The sequence below is a fragment of the uncultured Campylobacter sp. genome, assembly GCF_938045535.1.
Lineage (GTDB): Bacteria > Campylobacterota > Campylobacteria > Campylobacterales > Campylobacteraceae > Campylobacter_B.
Map to the genome: position 1 here is coordinate 1 of NZ_CALIMQ010000244.1, position 20,934 is coordinate 20,934.

Sequence of the window (20,934 nt, forward strand, 5' to 3'; positions counted from 1 at the left end):
GTATGGAGACGGAAAAACGGAGCTAAAGCTTGCTACGGGAAGCCCTGGAGAGCTTGGGCTACTCGAAGTTTTATCTAATGAATTTAGCAAGGCAAACGACACCAAAATTTGCTGGATAAAAGCAGGAAGCGGTCAGACTCTCGAACTTTTGAAAAATAAAAAGATAGATATCGCTATGGTTCACGCTCCAAAGGCGGAAATAAGCGCCGTAAAAGAGGGCTGGGCTACGCAAAGGACGTTGATCGGATCAAACGAGTTTTTTATTGTAGGGCCTAAAAGCGATCCCGCAAAGATAAAAACCGCCCAAAACGTAACAGAAGCCTATACTGATATAGCCAAGTCCCAAAGCCTTTTTTACACCAGAGCGGACAACTCCGGAACTCATAAAAAAGAGCTTAGTATCTGGAAAATGGCAAATATCGTTCCACAAGGTCAGTGGTATGAGGCAAATAAAGATTTTATGTTAGCGACTCTTTTAAAAGCTGATAAAAACGGAGCATATTTTATGAGCGATAGCAGTACTTGGGTCGTGGCGAAAAAAGATATAAAATCCAGCGAAATTCTATTTCGCGGCGATAAATATCTAATAAATACGTATTGCGCCCTAAGACAAAACGATAGCGATACTGCCGAAAGCAAGAAATCGAAAGATTTTATAGATTTCGTAGCTTCAAGCGCAGGGCAAGAGATAATTAAAAATTACGGTAAAGACAGATACGGCGAAGGGCTTTACAACGACGCTGCGTACGCTCAGAAATATTTTATAAGCGAGTAGAATTTAAGTCTTAAAAGATGAAATTCGGCAAATTTGATAAGTCGAATTTCAACGACGCGATGGGTAAAATTTAAGCAAGCGGGTTAAATTTCAAACCGAATTTAACCCACCGCGTAAATTCTAAATTTAACTGCGGCGATCGCACTAAATTTAATCTCGCCGCGAAATTTTAATAATCAAAGATATTCGGATCGATCACCATCGCGCGGTATGCCACGTCATCTCTAGACGCGGACTCCACGTCCATCTCAAATTTGACGTCGTTTGTTTTCGGATCGATTTCCACGAGCACCATTTTGATCGTCTTATCAGGCTTTAGCAGATAGACGTTCGAGCTTGAGATGAAGTAGGTGCTTTTATCCTTTTGCCACTCCACGACGCTAGTAACCGCGCTGTAAAAGTCAAATCCGCGCTCCTTGCCAAACTCCCACGTCTGCTCCACGGTGCCCTTTTTCTCGTCGATCTTGTACTCGACCGCGCGCGAGTATTTTTCCTCTTTTAGCGCAGGCTGCTCCATGCCGCGGCCGTCGCCGTTGTCAAATACGCTGATGTGCTTTACGGAGCCCTTGTTGTCGTAGCGCGGAGTCAGCCACGCGGTGTGCTGCGTCCACGACCAGTCGAAGTCGCCCTCGCATTTTGAGTTTTCGCATTTGATTTTGTTGCCGTTTTTATCCACGGGCATTAGCACTTTTTCTTTAAAGTCCGCGCTCCAGCCCTCAGGCGATGCTAGGATCCATTTTACCTTTTTGTCTCTGCCGATCTTAACGATGCCTTGATGACGAAGCGAAAGGATGATGCCGTCGTCGCTAGGGTCATATGAGATGGAATTTACGTGCGCCCAGTTGCGTCCCGTGCCGGTCGAGGTCACGTCGCCAAAAGGCAGATCGTCGCTGATTTTGATCTCTTTAGCGTCCATGTCGATATTTAGGCACACGGCGCGAGCGTCAAGGGCTTTGATGAGGTTGCTGCGGTAAACGTTTTTGCCGAAAATTTCATTCAGATCCCACTCGTCCACGACCTTGCCGCTGCCGTCCACTTCGATGATGTGATCTCTGATCGTGTGCGAGAGCCTGCCGTCTGCGTGGTGGTAGTTGTATTTACCGACGCGAAGCAGTAAGTGATCGCCCTTAAGCGGCATCACCTCGTGGCTAAGGTCGATGTAGCCGCGCGGTAGCTCGCGGTTATACACCTCCTTGCCCATCATATCGTAGCGCATATATCGCTGCGCCATACCCCAGCTAAGATCGCCGTTTGGCAGCTGATGAAAGCCCATCATCATGCCGCCGTCCATCACCCTACGCTCGCTGCGGTCGTAAAATTTCTGATAGTCCAGATACCATCTGACCTCGCCCTGCGTATCGACGACGAAATTTTCCGTAAAGTCGTTCCAGCTAGCGGCACCCCCGTTTTTCCAATCAAGCGGTTTATAGACGCTCGTGATGGTGTTGTTGATGAGATAGAGCCTGTTTTTAAACGCGGGATCGACCTTTTTAACCTTCATCTTTTGCATGTGGCTAAATCTATAATCGCGGCTATACGTCACGATCGGCTGAGCGTAAATTTTATACTTTTCGACCTTCTTTTCGCCGTTAAAAACGTAGCTTACCTCAACCTCGTTTAGATAGTCCGGATACAACCCCCAGATCGGCACGCCGTCGTGATTTAGCAGTGCATGCTCGGAGACGTTATATGAGATGTCGATGCCGCCGTTCGGTTTGCCCAGCACCCGCACGTGGATATCCTTGATGTCCTTGCCCGCGCGATCGATGATCGCAGTCAGAGGCGCCACGTCGTATGGGTTGATAAACACCGAGCCGAGCTCGCCCTGGGTTTTTACCTGATGCGCCAAAACGCCCGCACTCGCAGTCTGCGGCACCGCTATAAACGCGCCGCCCGCCAAGGCCGCAGTCAAAACGATAGAACCGAAAAAATTCTTACGCATATTCGCTCCTTTTGGGTAAATTTATCAAATTTTACTACTACCGAATCACATAATAATCATACTAGCTTTAAATCAAATTTAAAGTTAAATTCTAATATATTTACTTAAATTTTAGAACGCAAGCGAAACGGGTAACAGTCTAAAATTTGATATAATTAGCCCTGCTTTATCAAATTTAAGGAGAGAAAATGCCATTCGTAAATATAAAAGTAGCCGCTCCAGAGCCTACAAAAGAGCAAAAAAAGCAAATCATCGCCGAGATTACGGACACGTTAGCGCGCGTATTAGGCAAAGACCCAGCCGCAATACTCGTGATGATCGAAACGCTCAGTATGGACAGCATCGGTAAAAGCGGTCTAAGTCTTGAGGAGATCAAACAAAATAAAGAGAAAAAATGAGCGAATTTTTATAGGATTTTGAGCCAAAAATCACGCTCGCAGCGGGCGATACTTGCGCCGCTAAGCGGTCTAAATTTACCGAACGCGCAGGCGGGCAGCAGTTTAAAAACCGCCGCCGCAAGCCGTTCTAGCAGGCGAGCGTCCGATCTCTCGCCCAAGATTATTGGCGGACGGACGATCTGAAGGCTGTCAAAGCCAAGCTCGCTCACGCGCCGCTCGATCTGCTCTTTGGCGCGCAGATAAAAGCTTAGCGAGTCCTCGTTCGCACCCGGAGATGATACGAGCACGAAGCGCTGCACGCCCGCCGCTTTGCCCCACTTTGCCGCCGCATAGACGTAGTCCACGTCCACGCGCAAAAACGCCTCGCGCGAGCCCGCCTGCTTCATCGTCGTGCCCAGCGCGCAAAAAATCTCGTCAAATTTATGCGGCACGATATCCGAGATACCCTCAAAATCAATGATCCGCGCGCGAAGCTTAGGGCGGCAAAAGCCTATCTCGCGGCGCACCCATACCTCTACCTCATCGTAACAGGGGCTCTCGCAAAGCTCGCGCACCAGCTCCCTGCCTACAACGCCCGTAGCGCCTAGCACTAAGGCGGATTTTCCCATTTTCACTCCTTAAATTTCTTTAAATTTTAACGCGCTTTGCAGTCAAATTTAACTCTGGCGCTACGTTATTCTAAATTTTACGCGCATATCGTCTGCACAGCACGGCTCATCGTGCGATCTATAAATGCGTAAAATTCAAAGGCGCCTGCCTGCGCAGCTTGTCGCTACGAAGCTAATCAAGTCCTGCTCGCACGTAAAGAAGCAACTTAACAGCGCAAGCTATAAGTGAGCTTGCGCCTCACCCGATCCGCTATTTGGCGGCTGCTATATAATTAAATTTCGGTTCGCTAAGTTTAAATTCGAAGCTAGCCAAATCCACCTCTCCGATGCATGCATCGCTATCGTAAAGCGTGAGCAAAAATTCTGCCGTTTGTTCGCTGCTGTGGTATTGCGAAAACGCCGCATCGTAATCAAATCCGCGCTTTCCCGAAGCTACGTCGCAAAACTCGCTTTTAGTCGCGGCGGGAGCTAGAACTTTAGCCTGCATCTTGGCGTCTTTATCCTGCGCTAGCTCGTGGTGCAAACCCTCGGTGAAAGCGCTTACGAAAAATTTTGTAGCGCAATACGGCACTACGCCGGGCGCCAGAAAATAGCCGCCCACGGAGGAGATGTTTATAAGCTGAGTTTGTTTGCATTTGTAATCTCGCGTAAATAAGCTCGAAAGTATCGCGAGCGCGGTTACGTTTAGGTCTATCATTCTTACCGTTTTTTGCAAATCCTGCTCTCCCACTAAGCCAAAATCTCCGAAGCCCGCGCTATTAATTAGCGCCTTTAGCTCGTAGCTTTTTAGCTCGTCCCAAAGCGTTAGGACGTTCTCGCTGCGCGCAAGGTCGCAAATTTTAATCACGACCTCTGATTCAGGCGAAATTTTAGCGATCTCGTCCTTTAAGCTTTGCAGCAGCTCCGCTCTGCGCGCGATTAGGATCAAATTTTCTCCGCGCCCAGCAAACGCCTTTGCCGCGGCTGCTCCGATACCAGAACTTGCGCCGGTGATGACGATATATTTTTTCATTTTTTATCCTTTTTTAGATTCTTTAGTTTGAAATTTTACCGAAGCTCGCCGCGCATTTACGCGTGCGCTCGTTTTAAATTTACAAATTTGCCGGCATTTTGCGAGGCGGTTTACTCGCCGCTTATGGGTGTGCGCTTGGTATCTACCGCTTTGCCGTCCAGATAGTACCGACCGCCGGCGACGTAGTGAAGCGTCTTTAGCTCGTCAGGGATCTTTTCAAACAGCCAGTGTCCGCCGTCAAAGATCCGCTCGTCCGCATACGCCGCGATGACCTCGCCGATGAAAAGATCATAACTCTGCTCATTGTGAGGCTCGGGGATGCGCTTGCAAACGAGCCATGCGGCGCAGCCCGCGATCAGCGGCACGCGGGAGTCATCTTTATAAAAAATTTCTACGTTTTTCATCTTGTCCGCGTTATCAAAGCGCGAGTTGTTTTCGGCGCCAAGCTCGCTAACCAGCTCCGCCTGCGCGGCCGTGGGGATCTGCACGGCGAAATACCCGCTCTTTTCGATGAGCGTCCGCGTGTACGAGCCGTTATGCGACACGATGGTAACCTTGTCGTAGTCAAGCGCCTGTGCCCACGTTATCGCCATCGCGTTGACGTCGCCATCGTATTTGGCCGATACGAGCGTGGTCGCGCCTGGGTTTGGGATATGATTTTTGTAGATCTACTTTTATGATCGCCATTTTTGCTCCTTTGATTAAATTTCATCGGCGGCAGATACCGCGAACAACCGAATCGGCTCGGTATTAATGCCCTAAATTTATGTCTTAGCCTACTGAGCAGGCCCAAGCCTTGGCGTGCTTGGATTAAATTCTTTCACGGCGCGCGAAATTTAGCGGGCTTAAAATTTCACCAGCTATTTTCTGTGGATCTTATAGCCCTTGCCGCTTTTTATTTTTAGCAGCGAAATTTTTCCGTCCTTCGAGACATAACCGCCTCCCTTTGCGCGCAAGATCACGCTCTCAGGCAGGCTCGACCAAAAAATTTCTACCCTGCTTTTATCCGCGGAAAATATCCCGTAGATCGCAAGCGTAGCGTTATCAGGGTCGTCCAGCCTCACATCCGCGACATCAAAAACCTGCACGCAGCCATTCTTGATCTTTGAAAAGCTCTGGCCCGCGGCGACCAAGCAGCCGTGCTCATCCGTGCCGCCGCCTATTATCGGTCCCTGCACGGCGGGCACTTTGCAGACGCCCTCACTAGCGCCGCAGTCCGCAGCCGCGCTTTCGCCCCTATTATCCATTGCGCTTGCCTCCTTGCCTAGCTTTGCGTCGTGCGCCGCACAGCCGCACAAAAGCGCCACCGCAAAGGCCGCAATTAAAATTTTACCTCTCATCTTTACTCCTTTAAATAAATTTTATCTGCACTCAAAGCTACTCGCGCTATTTTCGTCGCCGCCCACGTAGATAGCCACTTTTGGATACGCGCAGACCTTGATCTGCTTACCGGCACGGCTCGTGCTTTTGCCTAGCAGGCTAGATGGAGCCGTTCCCTGCTCGCGCCACGCCTCAAGCGCGCTTAGCGGATCGACATCATCGATGCCGTTACCGCCGCCGCAGTGATTCATCCCAGGCAATGCAAAAAATCGCGCAAATTCATCCGCGTTCGCGTTCGTTTCTACTAGCTTTTTGAACCAATCGCACTGATCCATCGCCGAAAACACGGGATCGGAAACGCCCGTTACGATGATGAGTTTACCGCCGTTAGCGCGGAAGCTATCTAGCTTGGTCGAAATCGCATCGTTTATCGCCGCGGTTTCGAATGTTCGCTCTACGTCCTTATCGAAATCAAATTTCATCAGATCAAACTCCGGTTGCGGCGGCGTCAAGAAATAATAATTCATCGAACCCTTCTAGAGCACGATATTTCTAGCATTTGGCTCTGCCGTTTGCGAGTCGCCAAGCTTCCACATGCGCCAGCCGGGCTGATTTACTCCGGCATCATAAAACCAGCCGCTGTAAATTTGCTCGCCCTTGCTGTTTTTTGCGCCCTCAAATATCGCTTTTATCGCAGAAATTTTTTCTTTAGCTAGATCAAGTCCGCTGGGATCGAACTTGCAACGCTCCCAAGCGCCGATGATTCCGTCTTTTAGCCTATCTAGCGCATCGCATTTATCCAAAACCGCCTTGCTTAGCTTATCCAAATCCTCCTGCGTAAGGGCGTTTGCAAAAATTTTATCCCCCGCGGCGTTTTTAGGAGCGATCTTTATAAGCTGCCGGTTATCCCACTGCTCCGCGATCGCCGCGCGCGAAAGCCTAAAACCCGGATTTGCCGCGATTACGCCGTCAAATTCCAGCGGATACCTCTGCGCCGCCATCAGAGCCGAGCGTCCGCCGTTTGAGCAGCCCATAAAGTAGCTGTGTGCGGGCGCTTTTTTATACGCTGCAAAAACCAGCTGCTTTGAGACGCTCGCGACCTTGCCGATCGCCTGATAGGCATAGTCTAGCCGCGCCTGCTGCTCAAGTCCGAACTCGGGCGTAGGCGTAGGATGTCCCGAATCAGTCGTGACGACTGCATAGCCCCTCATAAGCGCGGGCGTTGCGGTGCTAGTGCGGATAGGCACGGCGCCAAGAGCCGGTGCTACAAAGCCGTCCAAACCGCCTCCGCCCTGAAATAGAAGCTTGCCGTTCCAGTCGCCTGGCAAGCGCAGCTCAAATTTTATGCCGTAATGCTTGCTGTCCGAGCCCGTGCGCGAGGCTATCTAGCCGTGAATTATGCAGTGCGGTGCGGCTTTTAGCGTCTTTTTGGCTCCGCCGGTTAGCGCAGACATCCTATCGGCGCCGATTTCGCCGCTTTGATTCCAGATCGCTTCACTGATCTTTGTATCGTAAATTTTCGTGCCCTTTAGCGCCGCGCAAGCCCGCTCGTCAAAATCGCTCGCAAGCGCTCCCTGTAAACCCAAAGTAGCCGTAAAGGCCGCAACTAAAATTTTATATTTCATTGCCACTCCTTTTAAAATTTTATTAATCGTAATTCTAACATAAAAATTTATCGTGAATTTCAAGCGTATTTGAGAAATTATGGAATTCCTAGCGGAGCCATGCGGAATTTCAAATTTTAATTAAAAGGACGAAGTACTTTGGCGATCCGCAGAATCTGGCTCGTCGGTTAAGCGGTTTCGTGGATCGCGACGAAATACTTCGATCGCCCAAAACCAAACCGTGTGCCCGAAAAATTCCGAAACAAACTCATACCACGGAAGCTGAAAAAGCGGTGGTGTAAGTCCTAAAAGCGGCAGCGTGATGCAATGCACTGCGATATTTACGACGATACCGAACGCGACGCCCTGAAATAGCGTGATTTTAGGAAATTTCTCGACAGCGAAGTGTGCTTAATTTTAAATTTTGCTATTGTTGCGGAGCATTAAATTTCACGCGTGCCCTTAAAGCTTGCACGGTAAAAAATCAGCAGCGCGGCGGCTAACGCGGCAAAGCCGTAAAATAGCCCTTGGTAGCTTAAATATTCAAGCGCCTTGCCACCTACGGCAGTACCGATGCCGCCTCCGAAAAATATCGCCGTGCCTATGATCCCGGAGGATAGACCTTTGGCGGAGCCGCAACGAAGCGCTGCGCTTGCTAGGACCGACTGCGCGCAAACATAGCCAAATCCCAACAAAAACGTCCCTACATATGCGGTGGCAGCGAAGCAACTCGCCAAAAGGCACAGCGCCGAAGCGGACGCCAAAAAGCCGAGGGTTAGAATTTCTTTTGGCGGCAACTTCTCTTTTAAATATCTAGCAGCGTTTCCTGCCAAAAAGCAAGCGACGCCGTAAAGCATAAGGCAGGCTCCGGCAAAATTTGAGCTCAAGCACAGTTTTTTAAGTAGATAAGCGCCTATGAATGAGTACGCCCCGAGCACAATTACGCCATTACATAAAGCCAAAAAATAGCTTCTCAAAAGCGCAGCATCGCCACGCAAGCTGGCTAGGGATTTTACGAAGCTTTCGCCTCCGCTTTTCGGAGTCTCTTTGAAATTTAGCGTAAATAGTGATACGAAAGATACCGCAGACAGCGCAGAAAAGGCTAAAAATATCTCCCTCCAAGAAAATCTAGCCACTGCCCATCCGCCTAAAGCCGCACTCAGCCCCTGCCCTAAAAATACCGAGCCCAGAAATATCGCTACGATTTTTTGTCTATCCTTCTCGTCATATGTATCGCCTATAACGCCGAGGCAGACAGCGATTATACCCGCCGCCGCGCATCCCGTGCAAAAGCGAAATAAAACAAGCCATGCTAGACTTTTTGCAGTGGAACAAAGAAGCGTAAATATCGCCAAAAAAAGCATTAATAAGATTAAAATTTTACCTCTGCCGTAGCGATCGCTAAGATGTCCGTATACCGGCTGAAGTAAGCCATAGGGGATCAGATATGCCGTCAAAACTGCGGAGGCGGGGCTTACCTGCACCCCAAACGTATCTGCGATGCTAGGTAGCAGTAGCGATGCGATCCAGTTATCTGCGGCAGAGATTATCCCTGAGGCGATGATTAAGAGTAGTAGTTCTTTTTTGCAGCGCATTTTAAATTCCTAAATTTACGTAATTTTAGCCATTATAACTCTTTTGCGAGGAAATTTGGAATTTTAGTAAGCTCAGCGAATATGAGGCGGCGGGCATAGATCGCTAAGTTCGCAGCTAGAGGGCACAATGCGGCAGGTATAGCGCAACGCCGGCATACAATGCGATGCATCTACCTTGAGCAACGCGAGCAGTGAACGAATGACTGGTTGATATTTATAATCCTCTTTTTTCGCGCATAAAGCCCTATAAGAAATAACGCAAATTTAACAATGCCACGAAGCAGAGCTATAGCATAAGGCAAATAAGGAAAGCCCTAACTTGCAACGCGAACCCTACAATAAAATTCAAAAATTCTTTAGAATTCTACGCGGATTATGATACCTAAAAATCAACTAAAATTTTAAGTGCGCATATCCCCGTAGCGCACGCTTTTTAGCTGCGCAATCCCGCCGTTTATCACAAGTCGCGACGAGCCATTCGGACGATCTCGTGCCGCTAGGTTAAATTTAATAGCAGCGGAATTTTGGAATTTTACGAATGCGGGGATTTCAACGGGCGCTTGAAATTTTAATCCGGGGCGATGATTTTGATTTCATCCGCACAAAATCCGTCAAAATCCGCGCCGAAGGGATCGCGCACCGTAAAATAATGATCTATCGCGCCGCATCCGTGCCCGATCTGCTCACCCCACCCGAGCGCCCTGCGCACGAAGCCCTTGGCATGGGCAACGGCTGCAGGCAAGCTAAGCCCCGCCGCCAGCGCGCACGCGATCGCGCTTGAGAGCGTGCAGCCCGTGCCGTGGGTGTTGCGCGTAGCAATTTTAGGCGCAGAAAACTCATAAAATTTGCCGTTTTCATACAAAATATCGACCGCTAAATTTCTCGAATCCCCGCCCTCACTATTTGGTTTAAAACCTGCATCTAAAGGTGCTGCGGATAAATTTTGTTCAAAAGAAGGCTCCGTGCCCGCAGTTAAATTTTTGCATTCGCTAGTAAAATTTTCACTTGCGAAATTTGCGCGCTCCGTCAAACACGCAGAATTTTCGCGTGCGCCATTCTCATCCGTTTTACGCTGCGAAGCATTAAAATTTCGCGCCGCTCCCGCCGCGCCGCAAGCTACACTCGCACCGGCAAGATCGCCGCCTTTAATCAAAATCGCGCCGCCGAAAAACTGCGAAATTTTAACCGCAGCAGCGCGCATGTCGGCTAAGCTTAAAATTTTCATCTCCGATAAGACCTCGGCTTCGCGCACGTTGGGCGTGATAATCTCCGCGGCGGGGGCGAGCTTGTATTTTAGCGCATGTAGCGCGCTTTGTTTCATCAAAACTCCGCCGCTGGTGGCGACCATCACGGGATCTAAGACGACGTTTTTCGCGTCGTGCTTGCTCAGGCTCTTTGCGATGGCCTCGGCAACCCCCTCATTGGAGATCATTCCGATTTTAACGGCGTCCGGAAAGATGTCGCTAAAAATCGCATCCAGCTGCGCCTCCACAAAATCTGGCGAAACGTCCAGCACGTCGAACACGCCGCGCGAATTTTGCGCCGTAAGCGCCGTAATAGCGCTCATTGCAAACATCTTATGCGCGCTAATCGTCTTGATATCGGCCTGGATGCCCGCGCCGCCGCCGCTATCAGAACCCGCAATAGTAAGAATTTTTCTCATAAAAAGCCTTTAAAATTTTAGCGCGATTATATCGAAATTCCGCTATAATTCCGTCCGATATATTATTTTACGGGCTAAATTTAAGTTTTATTTATATAGTTTTTATTATAATTTATAATTTATTCGTAATAACTATTACAAATACAAAATTTTAACCCAAATAGAGGAAATTACATGAAAAAAGTCGCCAGTTTGATTTTCGCAGCGTTTTTAGTTTCGGGCTGCTCCTATTTCGAAAAAAAGGAGGAAAGCGGCGCGAAGCAAGGCGGCGAGACCCCCGCGCTGCCGGTAGGCGTATTTATCGCCAAATCCGCCGACGTGCCGATAATTTTAAAATTTAACGGACAGACCGTAAGCGAGCTTGAGATAATGCTAAAGCCGCAGGTTTCGGGCACCATCGAAAAGCAGCTTTTCGAGCCGGGGCGCAGCGTTAAAAAGGGCGACGTGCTCTACGAGATCGACCGCTCGCGCTACCAAGCGGCATTTGACAGCGCAAACGCTAATCTGCAAAACGCCTCGGCGGACTACAAAAGAGCCAAGGCGCTAAAAGCCAGCAATACGATCTCTCAAAAGGATTTCGACACCGCAAAGGCCGCGTTTATGGTAGCTGAAGCAAATTTTAAAAGCGCAAAGATCGATTTTGACCACTCGCTCGTGACCGCACCTTTTGACGGCATGGCGGGCGATACGCAAAAGGACGTAGGCGCATACGTAAACGTGGGCGAGGATCTGGTTAGGCTTTCTAAATTTGATCCGATCGACGTGGAATTCGGCATCGCGGACGTCGATAGACTGGAGCTTGATGCAAATTTAAGAAACGGGCAGTGGAAGCAGCTGGGCCGTCAGGTAAGCATAAATCTCGGCGGCAAGGACTACAACGGCACGCTAAGCTTCATCGATAGCGTCATCAATACAAACACCGCGTCCGTCAGCGCCAAGGCTCAAATTCCAAATCCAAACTTAGAAATTCGCCCTGGAATTTTTACTAAAGTAAGCGTCGAGGGCTTTTATCAGAAAAACGGCTTTAAAATTCCGCAAGTTGCGCTCAAGCAAGATCTTAGCAACACCGTAGTCTATGTCGTGCAAGATGGAAAGGTCGCTAAAAAAGTGGTCAAAATCGCAGCTCAAGATACCCGCACGGCGACGATCTCAAGCGGACTGCAAGACGGCGATCAGATCATTTTGGATAATTTTAAAAAGATCAACGTGGGCTCCAAGGTCACTCCCGTACCTGCAAGCACCGATCCTTACGTAGCGGGACAGCCTGAAGCATCTCAGAGCAATGCGGAAAGCGGGAAATAATGTTTTCTAAATTTTTCATCAACCGCCCCGTCTTTGCCTGCGTCGTTTCGATCATCATCGTAATCGCGGGCGTTTTGGCTCTTAAAAATTCCTCCGTCGAGGAGTATCCGCAACTCACGCCGCCGCAAATCGTCGTTAGCGCTACATATAGCGGCGCGGATGCACAGACGATCGCCGACGTCGTCGCAGCCCCTCTTGAAAACGCAATCAATGGCGTTGAAAATATGATCTATATGGAAAGCTCAGCAAGCTCCTCCGGCGACGTTCGTATCAACGTATATTTTCAAATCGGCACAAATCCAGCAGATGCGAAAGTCAATGTAAACAACCGCGTCACGCCAGCTCTTACGCTACTTCCCGACGAAGTGCGCCGCTATGGCGTAACCGTTACCGAGCGTAGCAGTACGATGCTGGAAGTGCTTGCGTTTTACGATCCTAGCGAACAGATGGATGTTGTAGAGATGCAAAACTACGTAGCTATCAACGTCGTAGATGAGCTAAAGCGCGTGCCGGGCGTCGGCGAAGCTCAAGCGCTGGGTACGAAAGACTATGCTATGAGGATCTGGGTTAAGCCTGAGCTACTTAAGAAATTTAACGTTACGACTGCCGAGATAATCGCCGCAATAAGCGAGCAAAACAGCCAATACGCCGCGGGTAAGATGGGCGAGCAGCCGATGAACTTAGGCAATCCCTACGTCTATGCGATCAAGCCTGAGGGTCGTTTAAAAACCGTCGAAGAGTTTGAAAATATCATCATACGCGCGCAAAAAGATGGGAATTTCTTGCGCGTAAAAGATGTCGCCGAGGTCAAACTTGGCGGCGCAAGCTACAATATCTCGGCGAAATTTAACGGTAAAGAGATGGTGCCTGTGCTTATCTTTATGCAAAGTGGCGCCAACGCCCTAGCCGTAGTTGAAGCGGTAAATAAGCGCATAGACGAGCTTAAACCAAATTTCCCAGGCGAGCTGACCTACGACGTCGCCTACGATACGACGAGCTTCGTAAAAGTCTCGATCGAAGAGGTCATTCATACTTTCATTGAAGCGCTAATCCTCGTCATCATCGTTATGTATATGTTCTTAGGCAATCTTAGAGCGACGATCATTCCGACGCTTGCTGCGCCTGTATCGATCTGCGGAGCGTTTATCGGAATTTACGCCTTCGGATTTTCTATAAATTTAATTACCCTTTTTGCGCTTATTTTAGCTATCGGCATCGTCGTGGACGACGCGATCATAGTAATCGAAAACGTGGAGAGAATTTTGCACGAAGAGCCGGATCTTAGCGTCAAAGAAGCCACTACAAAGGCGATGGGCGAGATCGTAGCGCCCGTCATCTCCATCGTGCTCGTGCTTTCGGCGGTTTTTGTGCCGGTTGCGTTTATGGAGGGCTTTACCGGGGTTATGCAGAGGCAATTTGCATTAACGCTCGTAGCCTCGGTATGTTTTTCAGGCTTCGTAGCCCTTACACTAACGCCCGCACTTTGCGCTCTAATTTTGCAAAAAAAGGAATCTGAGCCTTTTTTCTTTATAAGATGGTTTAATAATCTTTTTAGCATCTCAACTAAAATTTACGCCGCAGGTGTCGGCATGGTTTTGCGCCACGTACTAATCAGCCTCGTTTTTGTGGGTATCATCATCTATGCGATGGTGAAGCTTCTTGTGCTCACTCCTAGCGGCCTAGTGCCTAACGAGGACAAAGGCTCGATTATGGCGATGACTACGCTTCCCTCGGCATCTACTCTACCTAGGACGGAAGCCGATCAGGATTTCATCGCAAGCATCGCTAAAAAGTATCCAAACGTAAAAGATATAACCCAAATCACGGGATACGATATGCTAGCCGGAGCGCTTAGAGAAAATGCGGGAGCTTTTTTTATGAAGCTAAAAGACTGGAAGGAGCGCCCCGGCGATGAAAATTCCAACTTTGCCTTAGCCGCCGCGCTAAACGGGCAGCTCTACGGCGCGGATCGCAACTCTATGACTTACGTCGTCACGCCGCCGCCTATTATGGGTCTTTCGCTTACAGGCGGATTTGAGCTCTACGCGCAAAGTACGACGGGCAAGAGCTACGATGAAATTCGCGCAGATATGGATCGCGTAACTGCCAAAGCCAATCAACACCCCGCTTTAAAGCTCGTGCGAACGACGCTGGATACCGATTTCCCGCAGTATAAGCTCTATCTCGATAAAGAGAAGATAAAGATGCTAGGCGTTAAGATAGCCGACATTTTCACCGTGCTAAATTCCACCATCGGGCAGTATTACATCAACGACTTTAACCTCTTGGGCCGCACGTTTAAGGTCTATATCCGCGCTACGCAAAACTATAGAGATGATCCTAACGATCTAAAATCGCTCTACGTCCGCAGCGCTAGCGGCGATCTGATCGCGTTAAATTCTTTAGTGAGGCTTGAGCGCTCGCTGGGTCCTGATTCCGTTAATAGATTTAACGCCTTCCCAGCAGCGCAGATTATGGGTGAGCCAAACACGGGCTACACCTCGGGTCAGGCGATCGCAGCGATCCAAGAGGTCATAAAAGAGGAGCTTCCTAGCGGATATTCGATCGGCTGGGCAGGTTCCGCGTATCAAGAGGTCAGCGAGACGGGCAAGGGCGCACAGGCATTCGTATTTGGAATGATCTTCGTGTTTTTGATCCTGGCGGCTCAATACGAAAGGTGGCTCATGCCGCTTGCCGTGCTTACCGCCGTGCCGTTTTCGGTATTCGGCGCGCTCGTATTTACGTATTTCCGCGGGCTGAATAACGACATATATTTTCAGATCGGACTTTTGCTTCTAATCGGTCTGGCGGCGAAAAACGCGATTTTGATCGTGGAATTTGCGATGAACGAGCACCTAAATAATCATCGCTCTATCGCCGATGCCGCCATAGAAGCCGCCAAGATGAGGTTCCGCCCTATCGTGATGACGAGCCTTGCGTTCGGTCTTGGCGTGCTTCCGATGGTTATCGCCACCGGCGCTGGCGCTGCTAGCCGCCACGCGCTGGGAACCGGCGTAGTAGGCGGAATGCTCGCGGCATCTACGATCGCGATCTTTTTCGTGCCGCTGTTTTTCTACCTGCTCGAAAGCTTCAACGCTTGGCTTGATAGACGCGGTAAAAAAGTCCAAACTAACGAGGTGAACGATGAAAATAAATAATGCTCTTTTAAGCGCCTTGACGCTTGGAATTTTACTCTGCGGTTGCAACTTCAAGCCCGTTACGCCGCAAAAGCAGACCGGCTTTAAGGCGGATTACGCGAGCACGAACGTTAGTACGCAGTGGTGGAAAAGCTTTAATGATCCGCAGCTAAACGCCCTGATCCAAAGCGCGCTGGAGCAGAATTCCGACCTGCAAACCGCGCTGAATAACGTCGAGTACGCACGCGTAAATTTAGGGCTGAACAAGCTTGAATATCTGCCGAACGTAAATTTAAGCGGCAGCGCGGTGCGCCAAAATAATTTCGGCAACCAGCCCGATCGCAACTCCCACGGCGCGTATCAGATCGGCGCCGTGCTAAGCTACGAGATCGATCTTTGGGGGCGCGTGCGCAACAGCGTAGATTCGGCGCGATCGAAATTTAATGCGACGAAATACGACTACGAAACCGCCAAAAATACGATCACTAGCACGGTTGCGACGACCTATTTTACGCTACTAGCGTTAAAGCAGCAGGAGAAAATTTTAAAAGACAGCCTAAAAAGCTATCAAGATACGCAAAACTACCGCAAAAAGCAGCTCGATGCGGGCGCGGTTAGCGAGATCGTATTTTATCAAGCCAAAGCTGCGGTACAAAGTGCCGAGGCAAGCCTCATAAGCGTGCAAAATCAGCTCTCCGCAGCGCAGACCTCGCTAAATATCCTAACGGGCAAGAGCTACGATGAAATTTTACGCGGCGCGCCGCAGACCGCTGCGAAAATGCCTAGCGCTCCGCAGATCCCAAGCGGAATCCCAAGCGACGTGATCCTGCACCGTCCGGATGTCGCAAGCTCGCTCGAAAATCTGCGCGCAAGCAACTTCTTAGTGGGCGTCGCCAAGGCGGGCTACTTCCCTACTTTCTCGCTTACGGGCTCGGCGGGATATGCAAGCGGCGAGTTTGACAGGCTGTTTACCGCAAGTGCGAGCACATGGAGCATCGGCGGCTCGCTCGTAGGGCCGCTACTTGATTTTGGCCGCCAAAAAAGGCGCGTAGAGCTTGCAAATTTAGAGCAAAATGCAAGCTTCATCGCATACGACAAAGCGCTTAAAACCGCTTTCGGCGACGTTCGCGACGCGCTGATAGGAGTGCAAAACGCCAAATTAAGACAGGCAAGCCTCGCCGATCTCGTCGCTTCGCAGAGCAAAATTTACTCAAACGCCTCGAGCAGGTATCAGGCGGGCTACAGCGACCATCTGGAGTTTTTGGATTCGCAGCGAAACCTACTTAGCGCGCAGCTAAACAAAGTGCAGACCGATCTTGACGTGCTAAGCGCGACGGTAAACGCCTACAAGGCGCTCGGCGGCGGCTTTAGCATAGAAGATAGCGAAATAAAGGCGCTTATCGGCGCAGAGAAGGATGTACAGCCCGATATGTCCACCTTCCCGAAAGATAGAATTTTTAATTAGCTTTTTAAATTTATCGGCGGCGCGAAATTTTAAAATACCCGCAAATTTAAAGCGCAGCTCGGTTTTTACGGTGCAAGCGGATGTATGAAAGAAAATCTGCTTGCGCTTTTAAAATTTAGCCCTGCGGCGGGCGGCAAGTCCAAATTTAAAAGATAATCTAAATTTTAAAATAGCCGCAGCAAGGTAAAATCGTCGCTCGACTGGGAGGTGCAAAGCGGCTGGGCTTCGCGGCGCGGTAGAATTTCTAAGCGGCACGGCGAAATTACAAGCAGCGCGATAAAATTTCAAACGCTGCGGTAAAATTCTAAGCGCCGCGTTTTAAATTTAAAGGCAAAACGGATTGCGCGCCAAAACGGAATTTGGCAAAATTTTAGATTTTCGCTATAATCACGACTTTTAATTTAGATGGGTGTCCGAGCGGTTGAAGGAGCACGCCTGGAACGCGTGTAAAGTGCAAGCTTTCGAGGGTTCGAATCCCTTCCCATCTGCCACTATCTTAAAATTTCATCCCCGCAAAGCTCTGAAATTTCGCTTTCCCACTCGGCGTAAATTTTATAAATTTAAAGCCAAAATTCCACCCTCGCCGCAAATTTAACGATCAAAGATAAAATTTCCTCTGCCGAAAATCAAACCCGAAAGCCGCCTAAATCTTATCTCTGCGCCCGCCGTTTACCGATATTGCGCTAAAATTCCTTTTAAATTTCACTTTGAAGGAGAGAAAAATGAGTGAAGAAAAAAGTTGTGCCTGTGCACACGCAAAATCCCAAAACGTAACCGATGCGCCGGGCAACAACACCGTATTTATGATCTGGCGCTTTGGTGCGGGCAAGACCGCCTGCAAAAAGGCTTTCGAGAGGCTTTGCGGTTTGGTGATAAATTTAAACAAAACCGCCGTTACGAGATTCGGCGCGGCTAGCGAAACAAGCTGCGTGCTGGGCGTGGGCTTTGAGGCGTGGAAAATGCTCGGCTTGCCGAAGCCTTTGCCGAAGGAGCTAAAAAATTTCGAAGAGATTAGGGGCGATAAACACGCTGCGCCCGCTACTGGAGGCGATATCCATATCCACATCAGAGCGGGGAATCAGGCCGTTTGCTACGATATGGCAAGCGAGATCAGAGCCGCGCTAAAGGACGTTGCGACCTGCGAGGAGGAGATCTGCGGCTTTAAATACTACGACGGGCGCGCTATCATCGGCTTTGTGGACGGTACCGAAAACCCCCAGGGCGCAGATCGCGACTTTTTCGCCAAGGTAGGCGACGAAGATGCGGCGTACAAGGGCGGCAGCTATCTTTTCGTACAAAAATATATCCACGATATGAGCGCGTGGAACGCCGCGGGTGTCGACGAGCAGGAGCGCGTCATCGGGCGCAGCAAACAAAACGATATCGAAATGAGCGAGGAGCTAAAGCCTAGCAACTCACATTCCGCCGCCGCCAACGTCGGCGACGACAAAAAGGTCGTGCGCGGCAATATGCCGTTTATGCAGGGCGGCGAGACGGGAACCTACTTCATCGCCTACGCAAGCACCTTTAGCACGCTGGAGTTGATGCTTGAGAGCATGTTTATCGGCCGCCCGCGAGGCAACTACGACCGCCTGCTTGACTTCAGCACTGCAAAGACGGGCGCGCTCTTTTTCGCTCCGACTTTCGATATGCTCGAGGCTTACGATGCGGGCTAAATTTAAATCACTTTAAATTTAAAGGCGCGCGATGTTTTGCGATCTAAGCCCGTATCAGAGCAGGCGCTGCAAAGATATCATAGAGGGCAAAGTCGAAAATAGTGAAAACGTCAGGGGTCTGATAGAGTTCATAGACGCTAAATTTAAAACTCGAGCGATCAGTGCGTTTTACGGCGCGGGCAGGGACTCGGCGTGGCTTAAGATCGTGCTTCGCTTCGATAAAGACGCCGCAAAAATCACCGATAAAAAGTGCATCGAGCGCTACCTCGCCCGCACGCCGCTTTTCGAGAAACTAAACAGACTTAAGAATTTTTATATCTCGGTCGAGTCCTTCGAGTCGCAGATCCGCACCGATCTGATCCAAGGCGCGGTAGAGGAGCTGCTGCGAAACCGAAACGAGCTTTTAGCGGCGCTTAAAATTTGGTATATCGCAGCGGTGTCCGACGCGCCCGTAGTTTTTTATTTCACGAGGCAGGACGCGGCGCACCGCGAAGGGGGCGGAAAGATAGAACGGCTGATAAGAAATTTGGTAGAGAAAGCGCAAGACGCCAAATACCTGAGCCACATGAAATTTAAGCTGTTTTTTGACAGCAAGGAGTTCGTGGATCTTGAGTGCGGCGGGAATTTGTTCTATTATTTTAAATAAAATTTAGCTAAGGAGCGAAAATGGATGCGAAGCTTTACAGAAGGTAACGCAGCTCTCGCGAGGGCTTGAGGAGGGCGGCGTGCAGAGCCTAAAAGCGGCACTTGAGGAGGGCGGCGACAAGGTTAGCAAGACGCGAGCTCGCGTGATCTTGGGCGAATACTACGTGATGAAAGGGGATTTCGCGCAGGCTAGGGAGCATCTAGGGTCCGTGGCGCAGGACGCCGAGCGACTGCGGGATCAATACGATGACCTGCTGGACGATGAAATTTGCAGAGCCGATATGATTTTGGATATGATCGAGCGCTTCGGGTTTTTGGCGGAGTAAAACGGCTAGCGATATGCGGCGGCACAGTAAACATCGCGGCAGAAGAGATAAAATTTTAAGATCGAAGCGAAATGTCGAAATACTCATTTGAAACTATAGAGTGGATGCTGCTAAATGCGTCCTTGAGGGCGGCGAGCCCGAGCTTAGCTTTCGCCTACGCGGCGCAGAGTATATGATCATCGCCTACGCCGATCTCGCTGCTCATTTCAAAGATGCGCGGACGAGGCGGGTGCAAATGCAAGCGGCGAGCGGTATTTCGCTACGCTGCGAGAGCTCTACGGCGCGCCGCAGATAGACGGACGCTCGCTAAAAGAGCTCTGGAGCGAGACGGATGAGTTTTACTGCTTTGATTTCGAGCCGTGAGGCCTCGAAATTTCATGCGGCGATGCGGCAAGCGTACGCGGTACCGATACGCGGCGCCGATAAATTTCAACGAAATAAAATTTTAAAAGGACGCAAGCTGGCTCTGCTTGGGATTGCATCGCTAAGGCGTGCGGCGCGAACGGCAAATTTAGCGCCGCAAAACGCCCGAGCCGCTAGCGGTAAATTTTAAAACGGGAGCAAAAAATTTAATGAAAAATTTTAACGATAAGCCGCAAAGACCGCAGCCGCCGCAGTCCAAACAAAGTGCCGAGCGCCGAAATCCGCCGCAATTTGACAATAAACCCCTCGTCGTCAAAGACTACAACATAATAGTATTCTTTATTTATAATCTATTCTTCGCTCCCTTGGCGGTACCGGTATTTCTATACATAGGGGATATTTTTCCATACTATACGCCGTTTGTTTACGTAGCATTCGCATCGTGTCCTATCTCAACAGCGCCCATACGCGCTTTGTTCATTTGACGGATAGGAGTATCAACTACGTTAATAAAGGCAAAATCACGAAATCTATAAAATTCGATGAGATATCGCTCATAAAGCTCACCGCCACGCCGCTATTCGGACATATCGTCCCCGCTAGAAATTCCGCAGGCATTGTGCTTTCGTTCATAGTGATAGGCGTTGCGTTTGCCGGATTTTTACAGAGCCTTAGGGGATTTATAATTTTTATTATGAGCCTGACGGCATTAGTTTTGCCTTTTTTCATAGCCAAACTGATTTTTTCAAAGATCACGGAGGGGAAATTTAGCTTCCGTGCGATCGATACTTTGATCATCTACGACGGCAAGGGCGAATTTATCAGTTTTATGATGAGCGGAGCGGACTTTGAAAGAGTTTGCCGCTACATGCTGAAAGAGCGGCAGATCAGCCCGTCAAAATTTCAAAAGCAGTTTGTGATATTTCAATAAAAAGGCTTATTAGGCGATATCGGCGTTAAAATTTCAAAAGTCGTTTCGACTTCTTAAATTGATTTCAAGTTAAATTTGGGCGTAAATTTTATAATTTCGCATACGTTAAAATTTTACGGCGTGCACGTTAAATCATACGATGCGCACGCTAAAATTTTACAGCGCGCGGTAC

The 20,934-nt window shown here is 49.5% G+C and carries 19 protein-coding genes, 1 tRNA gene and 2 pseudogenes; 12 read left to right on the plus strand and 10 right to left on the minus strand.

Annotation, left to right across the window (positions count from 1 at the left end; genetic code table 11):
* Positions 1–775, plus strand: a 775-nt coding sequence (locus tag Q0095_RS07445) for a substrate-binding domain-containing protein (protein WP_297882791.1), incomplete at its 5' end; no start/stop codon positions are given.
* 169 nt (positions 776–944) lie between these two features.
* On the opposite strand, the gene Q0095_RS07450 is transcribed toward Q0095_RS07445, so the two are convergent.
* Complete coding sequence (locus Q0095_RS07450) at positions 945–2,717, minus strand: aryl-sulfate sulfotransferase (protein ID WP_297882794.1); 1,773 nt, start codon at positions 2,715–2,717, stop codon at positions 945–947.
* 188 nt (positions 2,718–2,905) lie between these two features.
* Here Q0095_RS07450 and Q0095_RS07455 point away from each other — a divergent pair, with 188 nt between their 5' ends.
* On the plus strand, positions 2,906–3,115 hold the full coding sequence (locus tag Q0095_RS07455) for a 4-oxalocrotonate tautomerase family protein (RefSeq protein WP_297882796.1): 210 nt from the start codon (positions 2,906–2,908) through the stop codon (positions 3,113–3,115).
* Between the two features lie 8 nt (positions 3,116–3,123).
* Here the strand turns inward: Q0095_RS07455 and Q0095_RS07460 are convergent, their stop codons facing one another.
* The 9 genes and pseudogenes from Q0095_RS07460 to thiD form a co-directional block, all read right to left on the minus strand.
* A complete protein-coding gene (locus tag Q0095_RS07460) occupies positions 3,124–3,723 on the minus strand; it encodes an NAD(P)H-binding protein (RefSeq protein ID WP_297882798.1) in 600 nt (199 codons plus the stop codon).
* Positions 3,724–3,973: 250 nt separating this feature from the next.
* Positions 3,974–4,735, minus strand: coding sequence for an SDR family NAD(P)-dependent oxidoreductase (locus Q0095_RS07465; protein ID WP_297882800.1), 762 nt, complete (start codon positions 4,733–4,735; stop codon positions 3,974–3,976).
* Between the two features lie 110 nt (positions 4,736–4,845).
* Positions 4,846–5,328, minus strand: coding sequence for a flavin reductase family protein (locus Q0095_RS07470; protein WP_297882802.1), 483 nt, complete (start codon positions 5,326–5,328; stop codon positions 4,846–4,848).
* Positions 5,329–5,595: 267 nt separating this feature from the next.
* Positions 5,596–6,075: a hypothetical protein gene (locus Q0095_RS07475; RefSeq protein ID WP_297882804.1), complete on the minus strand. Its 480-nt coding sequence runs from the start codon at positions 6,073–6,075 to the stop codon at positions 5,596–5,598.
* A 21-nt stretch (positions 6,076–6,096) separates the two neighbouring features.
* A pseudogene (locus Q0095_RS07480) lies at positions 6,097–7,440 on the minus strand (tannase/feruloyl esterase family alpha/beta hydrolase).
* Positions 7,441–7,680 carry a hypothetical protein gene (locus Q0095_RS07485; RefSeq protein ID WP_297882805.1) on the minus strand — a complete coding sequence of 80 codons (240 nt, stop codon included), beginning with the start codon at positions 7,678–7,680 and terminating at the stop codon, positions 7,441–7,443.
* A gap of 120 nt (positions 7,681–7,800) precedes the next feature.
* Positions 7,801–8,049 (minus strand): annotated as a pseudogene (locus Q0095_RS07490) (DUF1440 domain-containing protein); the annotation flags it as partial.
* 53 nt (positions 8,050–8,102) lie between these two features.
* Entirely contained in the window at positions 8,103–9,254 is a 1,152-nt protein-coding gene (locus tag Q0095_RS07495; protein WP_297882806.1) for an MFS transporter, read from the minus strand.
* Between the two features lie 568 nt (positions 9,255–9,822).
* A complete protein-coding gene (thiD, locus tag Q0095_RS07500) occupies positions 9,823–10,917 on the minus strand; it encodes a bifunctional hydroxymethylpyrimidine kinase/phosphomethylpyrimidine kinase (RefSeq protein WP_297882807.1) in 1,095 nt (364 codons plus the stop codon).
* A 174-nt stretch (positions 10,918–11,091) separates the two neighbouring features.
* Here thiD and Q0095_RS07505 point away from each other — a divergent pair, with 174 nt between their 5' ends.
* The 10 genes from Q0095_RS07505 (at position 11,092) to Q0095_RS07550 (ending at position 20,762) form a co-directional block, all read left to right on the plus strand.
* The gene (locus tag Q0095_RS07505) at positions 11,092–12,219 is read left to right on the plus strand and encodes an efflux RND transporter periplasmic adaptor subunit (protein ID WP_297882808.1); all 1,128 of its coding nucleotides are present in this window, start codon (positions 11,092–11,094) and stop codon (positions 12,217–12,219) included.
* Positions 12,219–15,377: a multidrug efflux RND transporter permease subunit gene (locus Q0095_RS07510; protein ID WP_297882809.1), complete on the plus strand. Its 3,159-nt coding sequence runs from the start codon at positions 12,219–12,221 to the stop codon at positions 15,375–15,377. Before Q0095_RS07505 ends, Q0095_RS07510 begins: the two co-directional genes overlap by 1 nt.
* Complete coding sequence (locus Q0095_RS07515) at positions 15,364–16,821, plus strand: efflux transporter outer membrane subunit (protein ID WP_297882810.1); 1,458 nt, start codon at positions 15,364–15,366, stop codon at positions 16,819–16,821. Before Q0095_RS07510 ends, Q0095_RS07515 begins: the two co-directional genes overlap by 14 nt.
* 403 nt (positions 16,822–17,224) lie before the next feature.
* Positions 17,225–17,312: transfer RNA gene (locus Q0095_RS07520), tRNA-Ser, on the plus strand.
* Between the two features lie 231 nt (positions 17,313–17,543).
* Complete coding sequence (locus Q0095_RS07525) at positions 17,544–18,497, plus strand: Dyp-type peroxidase (protein WP_297882811.1); 954 nt, start codon at positions 17,544–17,546, stop codon at positions 18,495–18,497.
* A 31-nt stretch (positions 18,498–18,528) separates the two neighbouring features.
* Positions 18,529–19,143 carry a hypothetical protein gene (locus tag Q0095_RS07530; RefSeq protein ID WP_297882812.1) on the plus strand — a complete coding sequence of 205 codons (615 nt, stop codon included), beginning with the start codon at positions 18,529–18,531 and terminating at the stop codon, positions 19,141–19,143.
* Between the two features lie 79 nt (positions 19,144–19,222).
* On the plus strand, positions 19,223–19,468 hold the full coding sequence (locus Q0095_RS07535) for a hypothetical protein (RefSeq protein WP_297882813.1): 246 nt from the start codon (positions 19,223–19,225) through the stop codon (positions 19,466–19,468).
* A 100-nt stretch (positions 19,469–19,568) separates the two neighbouring features.
* Positions 19,569–19,763, plus strand: coding sequence for a hypothetical protein (locus Q0095_RS07540; protein WP_297882814.1), 195 nt, complete (start codon positions 19,569–19,571; stop codon positions 19,761–19,763).
* 36 nt (positions 19,764–19,799) lie between these two features.
* Positions 19,800–20,021: a hypothetical protein gene (locus Q0095_RS07545; RefSeq protein ID WP_297882815.1), complete on the plus strand. Its 222-nt coding sequence runs from the start codon at positions 19,800–19,802 to the stop codon at positions 20,019–20,021.
* A gap of 252 nt (positions 20,022–20,273) precedes the next feature.
* Positions 20,274–20,762, plus strand: coding sequence for a hypothetical protein (locus Q0095_RS07550; RefSeq protein WP_297882816.1), 489 nt, complete (start codon positions 20,274–20,276; stop codon positions 20,760–20,762).
* Positions 20,763–20,934: the final 172 nt, after the last annotated feature.